Annotated in this window: 17 protein-coding genes and 7 tRNA genes; 4 read left to right on the top strand and 20 right to left on the bottom strand. The window is 62.5% G+C overall.

The annotated features are described in order from the left end of the window. Positions 1-113 precede the first annotated feature (113 nt). The 11 genes from ACF8GF_RS03220 to gltX all read right to left on the bottom strand — a co-directional run bounded on the left by ACF8GF_RS03220 (position 114) and on the right by gltX (position 5,769). The gene (locus ACF8GF_RS03220; protein WP_176685747.1) at positions 114-1,085 is read right to left on the bottom strand and encodes a tRNA-dihydrouridine synthase; all 972 of its coding nucleotides are present in this window, start codon (positions 1,083-1,085) and stop codon (positions 114-116) included. A 51-nt stretch (positions 1,086-1,136) separates the two neighbouring features. Further along, on the bottom strand, positions 1,137-1,571 hold the full coding sequence (locus tag ACF8GF_RS03215; protein WP_003247186.1) for a thioesterase family protein: 435 nt from the start codon (positions 1,569-1,571) through the stop codon (positions 1,137-1,139). A 104-nt stretch (positions 1,572-1,675) separates the two neighbouring features. Further along, positions 1,676-2,557: an alpha/beta fold hydrolase gene (locus ACF8GF_RS03210; RefSeq protein WP_392487631.1), complete on the bottom strand. Its 882-nt coding sequence runs from the start codon at positions 2,555-2,557 to the stop codon at positions 1,676-1,678. 15 nt (positions 2,558-2,572) lie between these two features. Next, a complete protein-coding gene (locus ACF8GF_RS03205; protein ID WP_176685749.1) occupies positions 2,573-3,112 on the bottom strand; it encodes a TetR/AcrR family transcriptional regulator in 540 nt (179 codons plus the stop codon). Positions 3,113-3,283: 171 nt separating this feature from the next. Further along, a tRNA-Glu gene (locus ACF8GF_RS03200) sits at positions 3,284-3,359 on the bottom strand. 42 nt (positions 3,360-3,401) lie between these two features. After that, positions 3,402-3,477: transfer RNA gene (locus tag ACF8GF_RS03195), tRNA-Ala, on the bottom strand. Positions 3,478-3,538: 61 nt separating this feature from the next. Further along, positions 3,539-3,614 (bottom strand) — tRNA-Glu (locus tag ACF8GF_RS03190). A gap of 42 nt (positions 3,615-3,656) precedes the next feature. Beyond that, positions 3,657-3,732: transfer RNA gene (locus ACF8GF_RS03185), tRNA-Ala, on the bottom strand. Between the two features lie 51 nt (positions 3,733-3,783). Further along, positions 3,784-3,859 (bottom strand) — tRNA-Glu (locus ACF8GF_RS03180). Positions 3,860-3,931: 72 nt separating this feature from the next. Beyond that, positions 3,932-4,007, bottom strand: a tRNA-Ala gene (locus ACF8GF_RS03175). Positions 4,008-4,287: 280 nt separating this feature from the next. After that, positions 4,288-5,769, bottom strand: coding sequence for a glutamate--tRNA ligase (gene gltX / locus ACF8GF_RS03170; RefSeq protein ID WP_010952995.1), 1,482 nt, complete (start codon positions 5,767-5,769; stop codon positions 4,288-4,290). Between the two features lie 143 nt (positions 5,770-5,912). Between gltX and ACF8GF_RS03165 the strand changes: the two genes are divergently transcribed. Together ACF8GF_RS03165 and ACF8GF_RS03160 are read left to right on the top strand one after the other, a co-directional pair. After that, a complete protein-coding gene (locus tag ACF8GF_RS03165; protein WP_392487630.1) occupies positions 5,913-6,968 on the top strand; it encodes an HlyD family secretion protein in 1,056 nt (351 codons plus the stop codon). 49 nt (positions 6,969-7,017) lie between these two features. Further along, on the top strand, positions 7,018-8,508 hold the full coding sequence (locus ACF8GF_RS03160; protein WP_176685756.1) for an MDR family MFS transporter: 1,491 nt from the start codon (positions 7,018-7,020) through the stop codon (positions 8,506-8,508). 127 nt (positions 8,509-8,635) lie between these two features. Here the strand turns inward: ACF8GF_RS03160 and uvrB are convergent, their stop codons facing one another. Further along, positions 8,636-10,651, bottom strand: a complete 2,016-nt coding sequence (uvrB, locus tag ACF8GF_RS03155) for an excinuclease ABC subunit UvrB (protein WP_176685751.1) — start codon at positions 10,649-10,651, stop codon at positions 8,636-8,638. A gap of 284 nt (positions 10,652-10,935) precedes the next feature. On the opposite strand from uvrB, the gene ACF8GF_RS03150 reads away from it, so the two are divergent. Beyond that, positions 10,936-12,132 (top strand): amino acid aminotransferase, encoded by a 1,197-nt coding sequence (locus tag ACF8GF_RS03150; RefSeq protein WP_176685752.1) that lies wholly within the window; start codon positions 10,936-10,938, stop codon positions 12,130-12,132. Between the two features lie 62 nt (positions 12,133-12,194). After that, positions 12,195-12,270 (top strand) — tRNA-Asn (locus tag ACF8GF_RS03145). 211 nt (positions 12,271-12,481) lie between these two features. On the opposite strand, the gene ACF8GF_RS03140 is transcribed toward ACF8GF_RS03145, so the two are convergent. From ACF8GF_RS03140 to mltG, 8 genes are all read right to left on the bottom strand, one after another. After that, positions 12,482-13,042: a DUF1285 domain-containing protein gene (locus ACF8GF_RS03140; protein WP_176685753.1), complete on the bottom strand. Its 561-nt coding sequence runs from the start codon at positions 13,040-13,042 to the stop codon at positions 12,482-12,484. Between the two features lie 10 nt (positions 13,043-13,052). Beyond that, positions 13,053-13,658 (bottom strand): DUF4823 domain-containing protein, encoded by a 606-nt coding sequence (locus tag ACF8GF_RS03135; RefSeq protein ID WP_176685754.1) that lies wholly within the window; start codon positions 13,656-13,658, stop codon positions 13,053-13,055. A gap of 66 nt (positions 13,659-13,724) precedes the next feature. Then, a complete protein-coding gene (locus ACF8GF_RS03130) occupies positions 13,725-14,693 on the bottom strand; it encodes a GTP 3',8-cyclase MoaA (RefSeq protein ID WP_392487629.1) in 969 nt (322 codons plus the stop codon). Between the two features lie 239 nt (positions 14,694-14,932). After that, positions 14,933-15,568, bottom strand: coding sequence for a TetR/AcrR family transcriptional regulator (locus ACF8GF_RS03125; RefSeq protein WP_021784990.1), 636 nt, complete (start codon positions 15,566-15,568; stop codon positions 14,933-14,935). A 672-nt stretch (positions 15,569-16,240) separates the two neighbouring features. Further along, complete coding sequence (locus tag ACF8GF_RS03120; RefSeq protein ID WP_392487628.1) at positions 16,241-17,023, bottom strand: TatD family hydrolase; 783 nt, start codon at positions 17,021-17,023, stop codon at positions 16,241-16,243. Between the two features lie 30 nt (positions 17,024-17,053). Further along, entirely contained in the window at positions 17,054-18,040 is a 987-nt protein-coding gene (locus ACF8GF_RS03115; protein WP_392462101.1) for a DNA polymerase III subunit delta', read from the bottom strand. Next, the gene (gene tmk / locus ACF8GF_RS03110) at positions 18,033-18,665 is read right to left on the bottom strand and encodes a dTMP kinase (protein WP_176685463.1); all 633 of its coding nucleotides are present in this window, start codon (positions 18,663-18,665) and stop codon (positions 18,033-18,035) included. The genes ACF8GF_RS03115 and tmk overlap by 8 nt, the downstream gene beginning before the upstream one ends. Positions 18,666-18,674: 9 nt before the next feature. Then, complete coding sequence (gene mltG / locus ACF8GF_RS03105) at positions 18,675-19,865, bottom strand: endolytic transglycosylase MltG (protein ID WP_392462096.1); 1,191 nt, start codon at positions 19,863-19,865, stop codon at positions 18,675-18,677. Positions 19,866-19,867: the final 2 nt, after the last annotated feature.

Here is a 19,867-nt window from a genome sequence, read left to right as displayed (position 1 = left end):
ATTGGCTAGCAGGGCCGGCCTCTTCGCGGGTAAACCCGCTCCTACGAGGGCCTGCGCCCAATCACCGACCTGTGTCCACCACCGCTCCTACAGGTGCAGTACCAGAGACCTGCTCAGGCGACGCAAGCCTCCAGGGCTTGAGCCTCTACCCCCAGCAACCGGCTGATCCGCGCGCAGTCATCTTCCCGGCGCAACTCGGCAAACAACACCACCGCTTCAGGGTAACTGCGAGTCAGCATCGCCAGCCACTGCTTCATCCGCCCCGGCGCATAACGCGGCGACAATTTGGCCTGAGCCTGACACCAGAACTCACGCAACAGAGGCAACAAGTCCTGCCAGCTCATCGGCTGATAGTCGCGCCCGTCCCGCGCCGCTGCAATCTGCAGACCCAGGTCCGGGCGCGATACCAGCCCACGCCCGAGCATGATGTCTTCAGCGCCACTGACCTCGCGGCAACGCCGCCAGTCATCAACCGTCCAGATCTCGCCATTGGCGAACACCGGCACCTTGACCACATCCTGTACCCGCGCCACCCACTCCCAGTGCGCTGGCGGCTTGTAGCCCTCAACCTTGGTCCGCGCGTGCACCACCAGATGTGCCGAACCGCCCTCGGCCAGCGCCGTGGCGCACTCCAGCGCCCCGTCGGGGCTGTCAAAGCCCAGGCGCATCTTCGAGGTCACCGGGATATTCGCCGGTACTGCACGCCGCACCTCACGCACAATGGCGTGCAGCAACTCTGGCTCTTTGAGCAGTACCGCACCACCTCGCGACTTGTTCACTGTCTTTGCCGGGCAACCGAAGTTCAGGTCGATCACCGGCGCCCCAAGCTCGCAAGCCAGTGCGGCGTTTTCCGCCAGGCATACCGGGTCCGAACCCAGCAATTGCACACGCATGGGCACACCGGAAGCGGTGCGCGCGCCCTGGCGCAGCTCAGGCGCCAGCTTGTGGAACGAGGACGCCGGCAACAGACGGTCGCACACGCGAATGAACTCGGTGACGCACCAGTCGATACCGCCCACGCGGGTCAATACGTCGCGCAGGATGTTGTCGACCAGCCCCTCCATGGGGGCCAGGGCAATTTGCATGTCGGGGTCTCAGCGGAAAAAGCCGGCAGTTTAACAAAAATTGCCGGCGACTCAGGCACCGATCAGCGCCGGACCGTAACCCTCGACGAATTCCGCCGGCATACGCCTGGGCTTGCCGCTGGACAGCTCGATGCAGGCAAAGGTGGTTTGCGCGCGCAGCAGTGTCACACCATCGCGCGGGCGCTTGAGCTGAAAACGCCGGGTCATGCGCAGGCGCTGGTCCCAGTCAATGATCCAGGTGGCCAGTTGCAGCTCGTCGTCCTCATAGGCAGCGGCCAGGTAGTCGATTTCGTGGCGCACCACGGCCATCGCCCGGTCAAGGCGCCGGTATTCGGCCAGGTCCAGCCCCAGGCGCTGGGAATGGCGCCAGGCGCAACGCTCAAGCCAGGTCACGTAGACCGCATTGTTGGCGTGGCCAAGGCCGTCGATGTCCTCGCTGCCGACGCGCAGGTCGATGACGAAGGGTGTTGCCAGGTCCCAGCTCATTTTCGCTTCCTTGGCGCAAAAGGCGATTTAGCAGCGATCTGCGGGGCAATGTCCAGCCCCCTTGAGCCTGAGGCAGTCGTTAGAGGGGCGGGCTTGCCCGCGAATCAGACACCGCGGCGGATGGCCCCGGCGGCGATGCCGATATTCGCCGCTGAAGCCGCGCCGACACTGACCGCCTCAGCCCGAGCCAGCAATTCGAGCACGGCTTCACTCAGCCGCGGGTCGGCCAGCACTCGCTGGTGACCACCCTCTTCCAGCAGCATCAGCCGGCTGTCGAACCAGGCCTTGTGGATGACATGTGCCTCATCTGCGGACACGAGAGCATCATCGGCAGCATGCACCACCAGCCCCGGCAGCTCCAGCTGGTAACCCGTGACATCCAGCCGCGCAATCTGCATGCCCACATCGCGCTCGATCTGGCGAATGAACGCTGCCCGTGCCCGGGCTGGCAGCCCCAGGCGATGGGCAAAACCACGCAACACACCGAGCAACCGCGCCGGCGCTGCAATGCTGACAGCCGCCTCTGTACGCAGCCCCATCTGCAAAGCCAGCAGCACGCTCGCCCCACCCATGGAATGGCCAATGACTGCACGCAAGGGCGGCAACTCAGCCGCAGCCTCAAGCAGCGCCCGGGCAAACAGCACCACATTCGCTTGCTCGCCAGGCGAACGACCATGCCCAGGCCCTTCCAGCGACACCACCGTATGCCCCGCCTGAACCAAGGTCTCGATCAAGGCGGCAAACTGCGTCGGGCGCCCCTCCCAACCGTGCATCAGCAGCACGGTCGGCCCTTGACCCCAGCGCAAGGCAGACAGACCGAAGCGCAGCGTAATGCGCTCGGCGCTGGCCAGCACAGGCAGCTCCCAATCCCGCGGCGGCAGGTTGCGCGGAGTCATGAAGGCTCGGCGCATCTTGCCCGCGACATGCTCGGGGGCCAGGCGGCCCAAGGTGCCATTGACACCGCGAATCCAGCTCAGGGTGGTCATCGCCATGCTCCAGGTTTAAAGCACCGCCGATTTGGCGGCGCGCAGAATACGGTCAGACAGGTCACTGGTCCCCAAGGCCCGGGCCAGCGCCAGCCCCCCAACCATCAGGGCCAGGTCGGCCAGCGCTTTGTCGGCATCCTCAGGGCGGTCGACCATCGCGGCAGTCATCAACTCGATGTGCTCGGCCAGCACCTCGCGGAAGACCTCCGGCAGGCGCTGCATTTCGCCCAACGCGTTAGGCAGCGGGCAAGCATGCACTTCGCAGTCCCGGTGCTTGCGCGAGAGGTAGAAGGCGCCAGCCAGCGCTCGCCGCCCGGCGCCATCGAGACTGGGGTCGATCTGGGCGAGCAAGGCTCGGCGCTCACCCAACAATTGGCGGAACGCCTCGAGCATCAGCTCGTCCTTGCTGTCGAAGTGTGCGTAGAAGCCGCCGACGGTCAGGCCTGCCGCACCCATCACCTGGCTGACGCTGGGCTCGGCCGGGCCGTGCTGGATCAGCGCAGTGCGCGCAGCCTCCAGAATGCGTTCGCGGGTTCTGCTCTTCTTGTCGCTCATCGGGCACGCACCAAACAAAATATGATGATCGAAATATTATTCTCATCATATTTTTTGGCAAGCAGAATCTGCGACCGCTTGTCGGAGGGAAAATTATTGGGGAAGGAAAAAACAAAAGGCCCATTCAATAAGCGAATGAGCCTTTAAAGTCCCGCAAAACGCGGGTAAACGTGGCGTCCCCTAGGGGACTCGAACCCCTGTTACCGCCGTGAAAGGGCGGTGTCCTAGGCCACTAGACGAAGGGGACGTAACCTTCGCGAAGATCCACTCGTGTGAACCCTGGCAGAAATGGTGGAGCTAAGCGGGATCGAACCGCTGACCTCCTGCATGCCATGCAGGCGCTCTCCCAGCTGAGCTATAGCCCCGAAACAAAAGGCTCATCAATAATCGACGAGCCTTTTTAAGCCCTGCAAAACGCAGGAAAAGTGGCGTCCCCTAGGGGACTCGAACCCCTGTTACCGCCGTGAAAGGGCGGTGTCCTAGGCCACTAGACGAAGGGGACGTAACCTTCGTGCCGATCCGCTAACGCGAACCGCGGCAAAATTGGTGGAGCTAAGCGGGATCGAACCGCTGACCTCCTGCATGCCATGCAGGCGCTCTCCCAGCTGAGCTATAGCCCCGGATTTCTAGCCTCGCGGCCCAGCGACATACCAACATCGCTTGTGTAAAACTGGCGTCCCCTAGGGGACTCGAACCCCTGTTACCGCCGTGAAAGGGCGGTGTCCTAGGCCACTAGACGAAGGGGACGAACCTTCTTACCTTCAAGACCCGGTTGCTGGACCAGGTCTTGCTTATCAGCCTTGGCTGCTAAGCGGAATTTGGTGGAGCTAAGCGGGATCGAACCGCTGACCTCCTGCATGCCATGCAGGCGCTCTCCCAGCTGAGCTATAGCCCCACAATGTCGCTTTGAACTGAACCGCTGGCTGAGTGGCTAGCGTTTCGTTTTCGTTCATCGCTGTGGACGGGGCGCATATTAAGATCGGATTGCAGGGCTGTCAAACTAATTTTCAAAAATATTCAAAAATTTTTTCACAGATAACAATCACTTACCGCCCTGCCCCGGTTTTTTGGGGCTTAGTTGGCCTGTGGGAGCGGGCGTGCCCGCAAATGCGGTATTGAATTTACCATTGCATTCGCGGGCACGCCCGCTCCCACAGGTTAGGTGCAAAGCTGAATCAGGCAATGGAAGCCAACAGCTTTTCCCACTCTTTGTTTTCTTTCTTCGACACCCCACCCAGCAGGTCCAAGGCCTGGCGCAGGCGGTAGCGGGTCAGGTCGGGACCGAGGATTTCCATGGCGTCCAGCACCGAAACCGAGCTGGCCTGGCCGGTGATGGCGGCGAACATCAGCGGCATGGCGTCACGCAGCTTCAGCTCCAGCGCCTCGACCACGGCCTGGATGCAACCGGTGATGCGCTCTTTTTCCCACTGGCGCAGGCTTTCAAGCTTCCACAGGATCAGCTGGATCACCTGGCGCACCTGGTCGGCCGACAGTTTCTTGCTTTCGAACAGCTTGGCGTCCAGCTTGAGCGCGCCTTCGAAGAAGAACCCGCCCAACGGGGCTACCTGGCTGAAGGTTTCTACCCGGCCCTGCACGTGCGGGGCAATCTTCATCATGTAATCGCTGTTGAACGCCCATTTCTGCAGGCGTGCGGCGAATTCCTCTACCGGCAGCTCGCGCAGCCACTGGCCGTTGAGCCAGGACAGCTTCTCGATGTCGAAGATCGGGCCGCCCAGCGAGATACGCGACAGGTCGAAGTGCTCGACCATTTCGGCCAGCGAGAACTTCTCGCGCTCGTCAGGCATCGACCAGCCCATGCGGCCAAGATAGTTGAGCATCGCTTCAGGCATGAAGCCCATGCGCTCATAGAAGGTGACCGAGGTCGGGTTCTTGCGCTTGGACAGTTTGGATTTGTCCGGGTTGCGCAGCAGCGGCATGTAGCACAGCTTGGGCTGCTCCCAGCCGAAGTACTCGTACAGCTTGATCAGCTTGGGCGCCGATGGCAGCCACTCTTCCCCACGCAGCACGTGGGTGATGCCCATCAGGTGGTCGTCGACCACGTTGGCCAGGAAGTACGTCGGCAGGCCGTCGTTCTTCATCAGTACCTGCATGTCCATGCGGTCCCACGGGATCTCGACATCGCCGCGCAGCATGTCCGGTACCACGCAGATGCCTTCGCTCGGCACCTTCATGCGGATCACGTGCGGCTCGCCAGCGTCCAGGCGGCGCTGCACTTCTTCGGCGCTCATCAGCAACGCACGGCCATCGTAACGCGGGGTTTCGCCGCGGGCCTGCTGCTCGGCACGCATCTGCTCCAGCTCTTCGGCGGTGCAGAAGCAGTAGAAGGCGTGGCCGGCGTCTACCAGTTCCTTGGCGTACTTGGCGTAGATTTCGCCACGCTCGCTCTGCCGGTAAGGGCCATGCGGGCCGCCGACATCCGGGCCTTCGTTCCATTCGATGCCAAGCCAGCGCAGAGCGTCGAAGATCTGTTGCTCCGACTCGCGCGTGGAGCGCAGCTGATCGGTGTCTTCGATGCGCAGGATGAACTCACCGCCGTGCTGCTTGGCAAAGCAGTAGTTGAACAGGGCGATGTAGGCAGTGCCGACATGGGGGTCGCCGGTAGGCGATGGCGCAATACGCGTGCGTACGGTGGTCATGGAGAGTCTCGAACGAAAGATGAAACAAAGGCGGGATGTTAGCAGGAGGCGGGCACCGGGCTCCAGCAATGGCGCGAACGTCACTTGTCGACAGGCCCGGCGCCGCTGTTAAATTTGTTTACATTTCTGGAACGATAGTCCCCATGCCTGCCCAACTCAAACGCCGCCTGACGATCTTCTTCACCCTGGTGGCCATCATTGCCCTTGCCTTCCTGGCCCACTGGTACTTCAAGGGCCGCTTCTACGAAAGCACCGACAACGCCTACGTGCAGGGCGAGATCACCCGTATCTCCAGCCAGCTCGGCGCACGTATCGAAACAGTGCCGGTCGAGGACAACCAGCACGTCAGCAAGGGTAGCTTGCTGGTGCGCCTGGAAGCCGCCGACTTCGAGCTGGCGGTCGAACGCGCCCGTGCCGCCCTGGCCACCCGCGAAGCCGAGTATGCGCAAGCGCAAAGCCGCCTCACCCAACAAGGCAGCCTGATTGCCGCCGGCCAGGCCCAGTTGGCGGCCACCCAGGCCACGTTCGACCGCTCGCGGCTGGACCTGAGCCGCGCGGAGAAGCTGCGCAAACCGGGTTTTGTCTCCGAAGAGCGGGTCACTACCCTGTCGGCGGACAGCCATGTCGCCGGCTCCCAGGTCGACAAGGCCCGCGCCGACCTGCAAAGCCAGCGTCAGCAGGTCACGAGCCTGAACGCCGAACTCAAGCGCCTCGATGCGCAAATCGCCAATGCCCGCACCGACCTGGCCCAGGCCGAGCTGAACCTGACCCGCTGCGAAATCCATGCGCCGATCAGCGGCACCATCGGCCAGCGTAGTGCGCGCGATGGCCAGGTGGTGCAGGCCGGTGCCTACCTGCTGTCGATCGTGCCGGATGAAGACATCTGGGTGCAGGCCAACTTCAAGGAAACCCAGATCGGCCGCATGCACCCCGGCCAGCGCGCAGAGCTGCTGTTCGACAGCTACCCAGACACACCGATCGAAGGCCGGGTGGACAGCCTGTTCGCCGCATCCGGTGCGCAGTTCAGCCTGCTGCCACCGGACAACGCCACCGGTAACTTCACCAAAGTTGTGCAGCGCATCCCGGTAAAACTCACGTTCCGCGCCGACAACCCGTTGCATGGGCGTATTCGCCCCGGCATGTCGGTGACCGCCACTGTCGACCTGCGCAGCGAAGACGAAAGCCACAATGGCCGGTGACCAACTGCTCCGCCCCACGGCGGAGCCAACCCGGCGCGACTGGATCGCAGTGATGAGCGTGATGCTCGGCGCCTTCATGGCAGTGCTGGACATCCAGATCACCAACTCCTCGTTGAAGGACATCCAGGGCGCCCTGTCGGCGACCCTGGAAGAAGGCTCATGGATTTCCACCTCTTACCTGGTAGCGGAAATCATCATGATCCCGCTAACAGCCTGGTTGGTGCAGCTGCTGTCGGCGCGGCGCCTGGCAGTGTGGGTATCCGGCGGCTTCCTGCTGTCGTCGCTGCTATGTTCGATGGCCTGGAACCTGGAGAGCATGATCCTTTTCCGCGCCCTGCAGGGCTTCACCGGCGGCGCGCTGATCCCGCTGGCCTTTACCCTGACCCTGATCAAGCTGCCCGAACACCACCGCGCCAAAGGCATGGCGATGTTCGCCATGACCGCCACTTTCGCCCCCTCCATCGGCCCCACCCTGGGCGGCTGGCTGACCGAGAACTGGGGCTGGGAGTACATCTTCTACATCAATATCCCGCCGGGCCTGCTAATGATCGCCGGCTTGTTATACGGGCTTGAGAAGAAGGAGGCGCACTGGGAGCTGCTGAAAAGTACCGATTACGCCGGGATCGTCACCCTCGGCCTTGGGTTGGGCTGCCTGCAGGTGTTTCTCGAGGAAGGCCATCGCAAGGACTGGCTGGAGTCGCACCTGATCGTCGGCCTGGGCAGCGTTGCCCTGGTCAGCCTGATCACCTTCGTCATCCTGCAGTTTTCCAAGCCACACCCACTGATCAACCTGCGCATCCTCGGCAACCGCAACTTTGGCCTGTCGAGCATCGCCAGCCTGGGCATGGGCGTGGGCCTGTACGGGTCGATCTATCTGCTACCGCTGTACCTGGCGCAGGTACAGGGTTACAACGCCTTGCAGATTGGCGAGGTGATCATGTGGATGGGGATTCCGCAGCTGTTCCTGATCCCGCTGGTGCCGCAACTGATGAAGGTGATATCGCCCAAGGTACTATGCGCGCTGGGGTTTTGCTTGTTCGGCGCTGCCAGTTTCGGTTCGGGGGTGCTCAACCCGGACTTTGCCGGGCCGCAGTTCAACCATATCCAGATCATCCGCGCCCTGGGCCAGCCGATGATCATGGTGACCATCTCGCTGATTGCCACCGCGTATATCCAACAACAGGATGCCGGGTCCGCGTCGAGCCTGTTCAATATTCTGCGTAACCTCGGTGGCGCGATTGGTATTGCCTTGCTGGCCACCCTGCTGGATGCGCGGACCAAGGTGTATTTCGACTACCTGCGCGAATCGGTGGTGCCGAGCAACCCGCAGGTGGCTGAGCGGCTGGCGCAATTGGCGGAACGGTTGGGCAGTGACAATGCAGCGCTGGGCAAACTTAGCGAGATTACCCACCAACAGGCCATGATCATGGCGTACAACGATGCCTTCCACTTTGTCGGAATCGGGTTGGCGGTGAGCATGGTGGCGGTGTTGCTGACCCGCAAGTTGCCGGAGGGGCTGAAGGCTGGGGAAGCCCATTGAGGCTATTACAGATTAGATGCGGTCCCTGTGGGAGCGGGCATGCCCGCGAACACCGGCGCAGCCGGTGCCAGCCACCGCGTTGAATTCTTCGCGGGCACGCCCGCTCCCACAGGGCCCGCGCCCGGCTTCAGCTGCTAATCAACCGCTCCCGCAGCTGCGCAATCTCGTCACGCAACTGCGCCGCAGCTTCGAACTCCAGGTCGCGGGCGAACTGCATCATTTTCTCTTCCAGCTGCTTGATGCGCTTGGTGATCTCGCCCGGCGTACGCAGTTCGGCCTCGTAACGGGCGCTCTCCTCCGCCGCCTTGGCCATGCCCTTGCGCTTCTTGCTGCGCGCACCGGGCACGGTGGCACCCTCCATGATGTCGGCGATGTCCTTGACCACGCCCTTGGGCACGATGCCGTTGGCTTCGTTGAAGGCGATCTGCTTCTCGCGGCGGCGCTCGGTTTCGTCGATGGCTCGCTGCATGGAGCCTGTTACGTTATCGGCGTACAGAATGGCCCGGCCATTGAGGTTACGTGCCGCGCGGCCAATGGTCTGGATCAGGGAGCGCTCGGAACGCAGAAAACCTTCCTTGTCCGCATCGAGGATGGCCACCAGCGACACCTCGGGCATGTCCAGGCCCTCGCGCAGCAGGTTGATGCCCACCAGCACGTCGAAGGTGCCCAGGCGCAGGTCGCGGATAATTTCCACCCGCTCCACCGTATCGATGTCCGAGTGCAGGTAGCGTACCCGCACGTCGTGGTCGGCCAGGTAATCGCTGAGGTCCTCGGCCATGCGTTTGGTCAACGTGGTCGCCAGCACTCGCTCGCCTGCCGCGACACGCTTGCGGATCTCGGACAGCAGGTCGTCGACCTGGGTCAACGCCGGGCGCACCTCTACCTGCGGGTCGACCAGCCCGGTCGGGCGCACCACCTGCTCCACCACGCGCCCGGCATGCTCAGCCTCGTAGGGGCCCGGGGTGGCCGAAACGAAAATGGTCTGCGGGCTGACATCCTCCCACTCGTCGAAACGCATCGGCCGGTTGTCCAGCGCTGAAGGCATGCGGAAGCCGTACTCGACCAGGGTCTCCTTGCGTGAACGGTCGCCCTTGTACATGGCACCGACCTGCGGAACGCTGACGTGGGATTCGTCGATCACCAGCAGCGCATCGGGCGGCAGGTAATCGTAAAGGGTGGGCGGCGGCGCCCCGGCCGGGCGCCCGGACAGGTAACGCGAGTAGTTTTCGATGCCGTTGCAGTAGCCCAGTTCGAGGATCATCTCCAGATCGAAGCGGGTGCGTTGCTCCAGGCGCTGCGCTTCGACCAGCTTGTTGGCCTTGTGCAGGTATTCCAGACGCTCTTTCAGTTCGTCCTTGATGCCCTCCACTGCTTCCAGCAGGGTTTCCCGCGGGGTGACGTAGTGGCTCTTGGGGTAGAAAGTGAAACGTGGCAGCTTGCGGAAAACCTCACCGGTCAACGGATCGAAAGCGGCGATGTTCTCCACTTCATCGTCGAACAGTTCGATACGGATGGCTTCCAGATCCGATTCGGCCGGAAAGATATCGATCACGTCGCCGCGTACCCGGAAAGTGGCACGGGCAAAGTCCATTTCGTTGCGGGTGTACTGCAGGTCGGCCAGGCGGCGCAGCAGCGCGCGCTGGTCGAGCTTGTCGCCACGGTCCACGTGCAGGACCATTTTCAGGTAGGTCTCGGGGCTGCCCAGGCCGTAGATGCACGACACAGTGGTCACGATGATCGCGTCACGCCGCTCCAGCAGCGCCTTGGTCGCCGACAAGCGCATCTGCTCGATGTGGTCGTTGATCGAGGCGTCCTTCTCGATGAAGGTGTCTGACGACGGCACGTAGGCTTCTGGCTGGTAGTAGTCGTAATAGGAAACGAAGTACTCCACCGCGTTATTGGGGAAGAACGCCTTGAACTCCCCGTACAACTGCGCGGCCAGCGTCTTGTTGGGCGCCAGCACCAGCGTCGGGCGCTGCACCTGCTGGATGACGTTGGCAATACTGAAGGTCTTGCCCGAGCCAGTCACCCCGAGCAGCGTCTGGTGCGACAACCCCGCCTCGATGCCTTCGACCAACTGGCGGATAGCCTCGGGCTGGTCGCCGGCCGGCTGGAAACGTGTGACGAGCTGGAACTCGGACATGAAGGACCTCGCGGTGCAGCAGCTGTAAATTTAGCCAGTAGTCTATACCCAAATGCGCCCGTTCGGGGGCGCTTTCAAGGCACAGGAGTGGGCGTGTGCAACGGTGGACACGGCAATTGGACCAATGGTCGAAAAATATTTGCGCAAATAGCCCTAAAAGCTGCGCCAGAGTGTCGCGGTGACCGGTCGGTATCACTATACTGACTCCCCGTTTGTGCACCGCTTCAGTGCATTCGGCTGGAGCGTGTACGCCCTATCACACTCCAATCAGAGCCAAGGTAACAATGAGCCTGTTTTCCGCTGTCGAGCTGGCACCCCGCGACCCTATTCTGGGCCTCAACGAAGCATTCAACGCCGACCCACGTACCGACAAGGTCAACCTGGGCGTAGGCGTGTATTGCAATGAGGAAGGCCGCATTCCGCTGCTGCGCGCCGTGATCGAAGCCGAAACCCAGCGTGCCGCCCAGCACGCTTCGCGCGGCTACCTGCCGATCGACGGCATCGCCACCTACGACCAGGCTGTGCAGAAGCTGCTGTTCGGCGCCGAGTCGCCACTGCTGGCCGCTGGCCGCGTGGTCACCGTGCAGGCCGTCGGTGGTACTGGCGCGCTGAAGATCGGCGCCGACTTCCTCAAGCGCCTCTCGCCAAACGCCGTGGTTGCCATCAGCGACCCGAGCTGGGAAAACCACCGTGCGCTGTTCGAATCGGCCGGCTTCCCGGTGCAGAACTACCGCTACTACGATGCGCCGACCAACGACGTCAACCGCGCTGGCATGCTCGAAGACCTCAACGCCCTGCCGTCCGGCTCGATCGTGGTGCTGCACGCCTGCTGCCACAACCCGACGGGTGTCGACCTGAACCTGGACGACTGGAAGAACGTCCTGGAAGTGGTCAAGGCCAAGGGCCACGTGCCGTTCCTCGACATGGCCTACCAGGGCTTTGGTGACGGTATCGCCGAAGACGCCTTCGCCGTGCGCCTGTTCGCCGAGTCGGGCCTGGAGTTCTTTGTTTCCAGCTCGTTCTCCAAATCGTTCTCGCTGTACGGCGAGCGCGTCGGCGCACTGTCGATCGTCACCGCCTCCAAGGACGAGAGCACCCGCGTGCTGTCGCAGGTCAAGCGCGTGATCCGCACCACCTACTCCAACCCGCCAACCCACGGCGCAACCATTGTTGCCACCGTGCTGAACAGCGCAGAGCTGCGCCAGATGTGGGAAACCGAACTGGCCGAAATGCGCGAGCGTATCCACGGCATGCGCAAACAGATGGTATCGCTGCTGGCCGAATACGGTGCCAACCGCGACTTCAGCTTCGTTGGCCGCCAGGTCGGCATGTTCTCCTACTCGGGCCTGACCGTTGAACAGGTTGCCCGCCTGAAGAACGACTTCGGCATCTATGCCCTGGACACCGGCCGTATCGCAGTGGCCGCGTTGAACCAGAGCAACATCCACGTGGTGACCAAAGCTATCGTGGAAGTGCTGTAACTCATTGTTTTGCCTGGGGGTGGGTTGACTTCTCCCGGGCAATCAGTAAGATACGCGCAGATTCCGCGATAGCTCAGTCGGTAGAGCAAATGACTGTTAATCATTGGGTCCCTGGTTCGAGTCCAGGTCGCGGAGCCAGACATTGAAGAAGCCCCCGGATGCGCAAGCAACCGGGGGCTTTTTCGTTGCGCTGAAATTATTGGCCAGCAACGGTGAACGGCGGGCGGAGATTGGCCAGCAGGCCCGGCCCATTCACGGGTGACCCGGCGCCAACGGCCTGTGCCGAATCACCAATGCGTGTGCAGGACCGGGTTTACCCGCGAAGAAGCCGGCATCGCCAACAGAGGCCTCAATCACTGCGCCCGATCGGGTAAAACGCCCCCCGGCTCCACACCCCAAGCCATTCCTCACCATCGATCACACGCGGCACCGCCAGCTCCACCAGTTGGTAAAACACATTGCGATGTATCAGCGCCTCCAGGTTGCTGCGCATCAGCACATACGGTGATGGCTCCTGCGTCACCGGGTCGATCACCACCCGCAGGGGGTTATCCGGCCCGGCCTCGACCTGGTCCTCGACATTGCTGGTAAAGCGCAGCACCTGCTGTTCGCCTTCCCCCTGCACTTCCAGCAGCACGGCCACGAACGGCGCATCGTCGACACGAATGCCGACTTTCTCTACCGGGGTGATCAGGAAATAGTCATCGCCATCGCGGCGAATGATGGTCGAGAACAGCCGCACCATCGGCTTGCGCCCGATCGGCGTGCCCAGGTAGTACCAGGTGCCATCACGGGCGATGCGCATGTCGATGTCACCACAGAAATCCGGGTTCCACAGGTGCACCGGCGGCAGCCCCTTGGCCTTGGGGATCTGCGCCAGAAGGTCATTGGCCTTGCCGGAGTCACTCATCACGCTTGCCTCATTCACTCATGCCCAGGAGACTACGAGCGTACTCGCGCATCGGCGCGCCAAGCAAATCCTCCGGGGTGTTGTCGTGGAACGTCAACAAACCGCCACGGCTCTTGATGCGCGCGGTGTCGATCAGGTAGCGGGTATTGGTTTCGATCAGCATCATCTGCACCACGCCAGTGTCCCAGCCCAAGCGGTCGACGGCCTGCTCGTCATACCACTCGTCACCATTGCCGATGCGATCGTCGGTACGCGCGAAGCGGGTGTACAGCAGGTAGTCGGCGCCTACCGAGCGCGCCTGGGCAATGGCCTCTTCCAGGCCCAGCGGGCCCTGGGCGCGACGCACCATCGGGAAGTATTCGACAAAGCTCTTGAAGGCCTGCTGGGCCACTGCATTCTGCCGAGGCACCGGCCCCTTGCCCGGCGGCACGAACGCACCTTGGCCAATGAAAATGAATGAATCAGGCTGCAGGCGGATCGACAAGGTGCGACGGGTTTCGCTGTGGTCCAGCAGACCGGCATCGCTCATGTGATAGCGGACACCCTCGCCCATATCACTGACATTCATGCAGCCGCCCAGCGCCATCAGCGCCAGCAGCAAGACCAGGCTACGCATCTTTCCTCCAGTGGCCGGCGACGAAAAACCGGCGAATAGCCGGCGGATGCAGCTTTTGCGCCAGCTTCAGCCACCGATCACTTTCATGACCGTCACGCCGCCGGAAAAGGCCAGGTCCTGTTTGTCTGCCAATGCCTTGACCAACAACCGCTGCAAGGCCGGCAACGCCTGATGACGCGGCTTTTCCAGCAGGTCGCCGACGAAGTGCCGGTTACCAGACGACAGGCAGCCATGCAGCCAGCCCGTGGAAGACAGGCGCAGCCGCGAGCAGGTACGGCAAAACGGCACGCTTTCGTTGGCGATAACGCCAAAGTGGCCCCTGCCGGGAATGTGGTAACGCATGGCAGTGGCGTCCAGCGGCGCATCCACCTGGGCGTAGGCATACTGGCCACCGATCAGCGCAAGCAGTTGGTCGAGGCCGACAAACTGTTGGAGAAAGGCGTTACGATCGTGGGCCAGGTGCCCCATGCGCATCAGTTCGATGAAGCGCAGTTCGAAGCCGCGCGCGAGGCAGTAATCCAGCAGCGGCAGTACCTGATCGAGGTTTTTCCCTCGCATCGGCACCATGTTGACCTTGATTCGCATGCCCAGGGCGCTCGCCCGCTCCATTCCGTCCAGCACAGTACCCAGGTCGCCGCCACGGGCAATCTGGCGGAAAGCCAGGGGGTCGAGGGTGTCGAGGGAAACGTTCAGCCGACGAATCCCGGCCGCCTGCAGTTGCGACAACTTGCGCGCCAGCAACTGGCCATTGGTGGTCAGCGAGATGTCGTCAAGGTCGAGTTTGGCCACGGCAGCCAGAAAGGCATCCAGACGCGGACTAACCAATGGCTCACCGCCAGTAATGCGCAGGCGCTCGATACCGGCAGCTTCGATCAGGTAGGCCACGCCACGGGCCAAGGCATCCGCTGACAGCTCGTCCTGCGCCGCCACCAACCGCTTGCCGTCAGGTACGCAGTAGGTACAGGCGTAGTTGCAGGCAGCCGTCAGGCTGACGCGCAGGTTACGAAAGCGCCTGCCTTGACGATCGACAATCATGAATGACTCCGGCATGGATGAAGGGGCTGGCAAAACCTGACTCATAAATCAGGTTTTTGCAAGCCCCAATGAACAATGCCGAATGTTCAAGCAATAGCCGAACGCTTCAGACTGCGCTGCCGAGTAGAGAACCCACGACGCAGTACTTGTGGGAGCGGGCGTGCCCGCGAAGAATCAAACGCGGTGGCTGGCACCGGCTGCGCCCGCTGCCACAGGGCCCGCGCAGTTCCGTGCAATGCTCAGTTCGAGGGTTCCGGGTCGCGCTTGCGCTTGTTACCCATCCGCACGCCAATATCCATCAGGAACTGGAAGAAGCCTTCCTGATCCTCCAGCACATTGCTCCAGAATGGCGAGTGGTACAGCGCTACAGCGCCGTGCACCAGCGCCCAGGCAGCGCAGTAATGGAAATACGGTGGCACGTCTTCGAGTTTGCCTTCACTGATACGGCCCTTTATCAACAGGGTCAGGCGATCGAAGTTGGAAGCACGGATGCTGTGCAACTGCTCGACCATTTCCGGCACCTGGTTGCCCTTGACCACCTTTTCTTCAAGGCGGTCGAACAGCCGGTAGCGCTGCGGGTCGCGCATGCGGAACTCGAAGTAGGCGCGCGACAGGGCTTCCTTGTCACGGTCGACGTCGGCCGAGTGCAACAGCTCGTTCAGGTCACGCTCGTAATCGAGCATCAGGCGAAGGTAGATCTCCGCCTTGGACTTGAAGTGCTTGTAGATCGTGCCTTTGCCGATGCCCACGGCGTCGGCGATCATCTCGACAGTGACGCTGTCTTCACCTTGCTCGAGAAACAGCTTGAGCGCGGTATCGAGGATTTCCTGTTCGCGACGGCGAAACTCACGGACCTTACGAGGTTCTTTCTGCATGGGAAGGACTGGATGACAATCGAAGCGGTTTATTATGCCTAACTTGCGGGAAATTGCACGGATCATCCACACATGTCTGTGTTTCACGATGCATACGGCCATGCGCTGCGGGAGGAATGAAACGTTGGCGTATTCCAAATCTGTTTAAAAAACGTCCACTATGCACTGGCACTGCGCCAAACCTGACCAATACTTGAAGTGTTGGCGCGGCGCATCCCCCCAGTGGCGCGCCGATAAAGGTGCTCAGGGACCGCGTACCTTTGTTTTACTCCTAATGGTCTTAACCCGGATTCCTCCCCCAGAACCCGGGTTTTTTTTGTGTTTTTGTGGGGAGGATGGTGTGACGGCTGTCAGGTGCGTGACGCAAGATTTTCAGCGCCTGTGAGATCGAGCGCCGCCCGCGCGGCGCTTCGCGGGTAAACCCGCTCCTACGCTTGTTTCGGGCCAATTAGGCCTGGGGGATTTGCGCGCGAACGCCTTGGCGCACGCCTCGATATCGCGTCGTACAAACAAGGCGGCCGCGCGCGCCTGGCACAGGACGGACTGGCCCGAAACAAACGTAGGAGCGGGTCTACCCGCGAAGCGCCGCGCGGGCGGCGCTCGATCTCATAGGCGCTGCAAGGGCTGTGGCAGGCACCTTGTGACCCTCACGCAATCTCCAACCCCGGTGAATCAATCCACACGCGCCAACGGGAACAGCCGCTTGAAGTTGGCGGTAGTCTGCTCGGCCAACTGCTCATAACTGGCCCCACGCAGGGAAGCCACATACTCCGCCACCTCCCGCACATACTGCGGCAGGTTCGGCTTGCCCCGGTGCGGAATCGGCGCCAGGTACGGCGAATCGGTCTCTACCAGCAGGCGGTCGACCGGCACCTGCCGCGCCACTTCACGCAACGCATCGGCATTGCGGAAGGTCACGATGCCCGACAGCGAGATGTAATAACCCAGGTCCAGCGCAGCCTTGGCCATGTCCCAGTCCTCGGTAAAGCAGTGCAGCACGCCAGCCTGCGGCAGGTTGGCCTCACGCAGCAGCGCCAGGGTATCGGCGCGCGCCGCCCGGGTATGCACGATCACCGGCTTGCCAGTCTGCCTGGAGGCCTCCAGGTGCAGGCGGAACGAGGCCTGCTGGAGCTCCGCAGCCTCCGGCTCGTAGTGGTAATCCAGCCCGGTTTCACCAATCGCCACCACATGCGGGTGGGCCAATTCGCGCAACAGCCATTCCAACGCCGGGGTTTCGCCAGGGGCCAGGTCCAGCGGGTGCACGCCCACCGAGCAATCGACGTCAGCGTACTGCTCGCTCAGCGCCTTCACTGCACCCGCATTCTCGGCACTGACGCCAATGCACAAGAAATGCCCAACCCCACGCTCACGCGCCGCCTGCAGGGCAGCATCGAGGGAGCCCTGGTGGGCACTGAGGTCAAGACGGTCGAGGTGGCAATGAGAATCTACGAGCATGGGATAACGGCACACATGAAAAATGGAAAATCAGCGGGCACCCGGCAGTTGCAGCCAGTGAGCCAGCAGCGATTCAAGCAACAAGGCACGGTTGAGGTTGGCCTTGCCCAGCACCTTCTGGCGCTGCTCGAGGATCCATGCCTGCACCTCCAGCACCTTGGTCTGGCGGCTCTTCTGCGCCAGGTACTGCACGACCTTGCGCATATCGGCCAAGCCTAACCCTTCCTCGTCCTGGGTCAACTGGTAGCGCAGGATCAGGTGCGACCAATCGCAAAACCAGTCGAACAGCAGTAACAACGGCACACCGCTCCAGGCATCGGCCAGCTGGCTGGGCGATTGCTGCTGCTTGAGCAGCTTCTTCACCCCGTCAGTAACCAGCGCACGTTGCTCGCGCACACCCTGCGCCTGCAAGTTGACCGCCATCAATGGCGAACCCGCGGCCAGCGTCAGCAACTCATCGCGCTCGACCTCGTCGCAGTCGGGTAACGCGCCAGCCAGCCATGCCTGGCTCTGGGCCAGGCTGGGCTGCGGACAGACGACCTGCTGGCAGCGGCTCTTGATCGTCGGCAACAGGCGGCTGGGCTGGTGCGTAACCAGCAACAACACGGTATCACCGGAAGGTTCTTCAAGGCTTTTGAGCAGGGCGTTGGAGGCGTTGACATTCATCGCCTCCACCGGCTCGATCAACACCACCTTGCGCCCGCCCAGCTGCGCGGTTTGTACCACAAAGGCCACCAGTTCACGGACCTGGTCGACCTTGATCGGCTTGTCAGCCTCCTCAGGCTCGAGGACGAAGTTGTCCGGGTGGCTGCCGGCCTTGAGCAACAGGCACGACTTACACGCCCCACAAGCGTCCAGGCCCTGCGGCTGTTGGCACAACAGGCGCGCCATCAGACGCTCGGCCAGGGCCCGCTTACCAATACCCTGCGGCCCATGCAGCAGATAAGCGTGGGCGTGCCGGCCGCGACCGGCCAGTTGCTGCCACAGCGCCTGCTGCCAAGGGTAGGCCTCAGCCACGGCAACGCTCCAGAATGCCTGGCAGCAGTGCATCAATGTCACGCTGCACAGCCTCCAGGGATTGTGCTGCATCGAGCAAGCTGTAGCGCTGTGGCGCACCCTGGGCGCGCTGCAGGTACGCCTGGCGCACCGCTTCGAAGAAGGCCTGTCCTTCCTGTTCGAATCGGTCCAGGCGGCCACGGGCGGCGGCTCGGGCAAGGCCGACTTCTACCGGCAGGTCAAAGACCAGGGTCAGGTCCGGGCGCAGGTTGCCCTGGACGAACTGCTCCAGGGCAGCGATACGCTCGACCGACAAGCCACGACCGCCGCCCTGATAGGCATAGGTAGCGTCCGTGAAACGGTCACACAGCACCACAGACCCGCGGGCCAGCGCCGGACGGATCACCTGCGCCAGGTGTTGGGCGCGAGCGGCGAACACCAGCAGCAGCTCGGTGTCGGCCGCCATGCCTTCGTCGCTCGGGGCCAGCAACAGTTCACGCACCTTTTCCGCCAGCGGCGTGCCGCCTGGCTCACGGGTCAGCACCACGTCCAGGCCGTGCTCGCGCAGGCGCGCGGCCAGGTAGTCGCGGTTGGTGCTCTTGCCCGCACCTTCGGGGCCTTCCAAAGTAATAAACAAGCCGCTCACAGGCAGTCCTTAATGTTGTTCGTCAGGCATCGGCCGCTCGGCCGCTTGCGCACCGCCGACAGGGGCATCCTGCGCAGGCGCTTCCTCGGGAGCGGGCTCAGGGCGCTGCGCGTCATCGGCGCCCGACGCCTGCTCGGCATCATCGGCACTTGGCTTTGCCTCTTGCTGCGGCGCGGGGCTGGAGCGGTAGTCCGACCGGCGCTTGAGCTGGAATTCGCGCACCGCCGAGTTGTGGCCGTCGAGGTCGTCGGAGAACACATGGCTGCCGTCGCCGCGGGCGACGAAGTAAAGACTGGTGCCATTGGACGGGTTCAGCGCCGCATGAATCGCCTCGCGGCCAACCATGGCGATCGGGGTCGGCGGCAGGCCGGTCATGGTGTAGGTGTTGTAGGGCGTAGGCTCGCGCAGGTCGGCGCGGGTGATCTTGCCGTTGTAGCGTTCACCCATGCCATAGATAACCGTCGGGTCGGTCTGCAGCATCATACCCAGGCGCATACGCCGCACGAAGACGCCGGCGATCTGCCCGCGCTCCTGCGGAATGCCGGTTTCCTTTTCGACCAGAGAGGCCATGATCAGCGCCTGGTAAGGGTCGCGATACGGCAGGTCTGTGGAACGCTCGGCCCACTCCTTGGCCAGCACTTCGTCCAGGCGCATGTAGGCCTGCTGCAGCAACTCGACATCGGTCATACCCCGCACGAAGCGGTACGTGTCGGGGAAGAAGCGGCCTTCGGGGAATACGCCGGTATGGCCGAGCTTGTCCATGACCTCGGCATCCGACAAGCCATCAAGGGTATGCTTGATCTTTTCATGCTTGGCCACGGCCGCGCGCACCTGGCGGAAGGTCCAGCCTTCGACCAGAGTGAGGTTGTACTGCACCACGTCGGCACGGCGCCAGGCGTCGAACAACTGCTCGACGGTCATGCCTGGGGTAAGACGGTACTCGCCGGTGTGCAGGGGGGTGCCGGCCATGTTGAAGCGCCAGTACAAACGCAACCAGACGGCATCGTCGAGCAACCCTTCTCGTTGCATGCTGTAGAACATGCGGTTGGGGTTGGTGCCATTGGGCACATCGAGCAGGCGTTCCTGCGTGACGTGCAAGGGCTGCTCCAGGACCGAGTTGACCTTCCAGGCCGACCAGCCAAACGCCAGGCCGGCAAGGATCAAGCCCATCTCCAGCAACAGCAGGAATTTACGTCTCACGA

This window comes from Pseudomonas sp. yb_5, assembly GCF_043103865.1.
Taxonomy (GTDB): Bacteria; Pseudomonadota; Gammaproteobacteria; order Pseudomonadales; family Pseudomonadaceae; genus Aquipseudomonas; species Aquipseudomonas putida_Y.
Note: the sequence above shows the minus strand (reverse complement) of the source record. Positions and strands in the feature narration are given on the sequence as shown.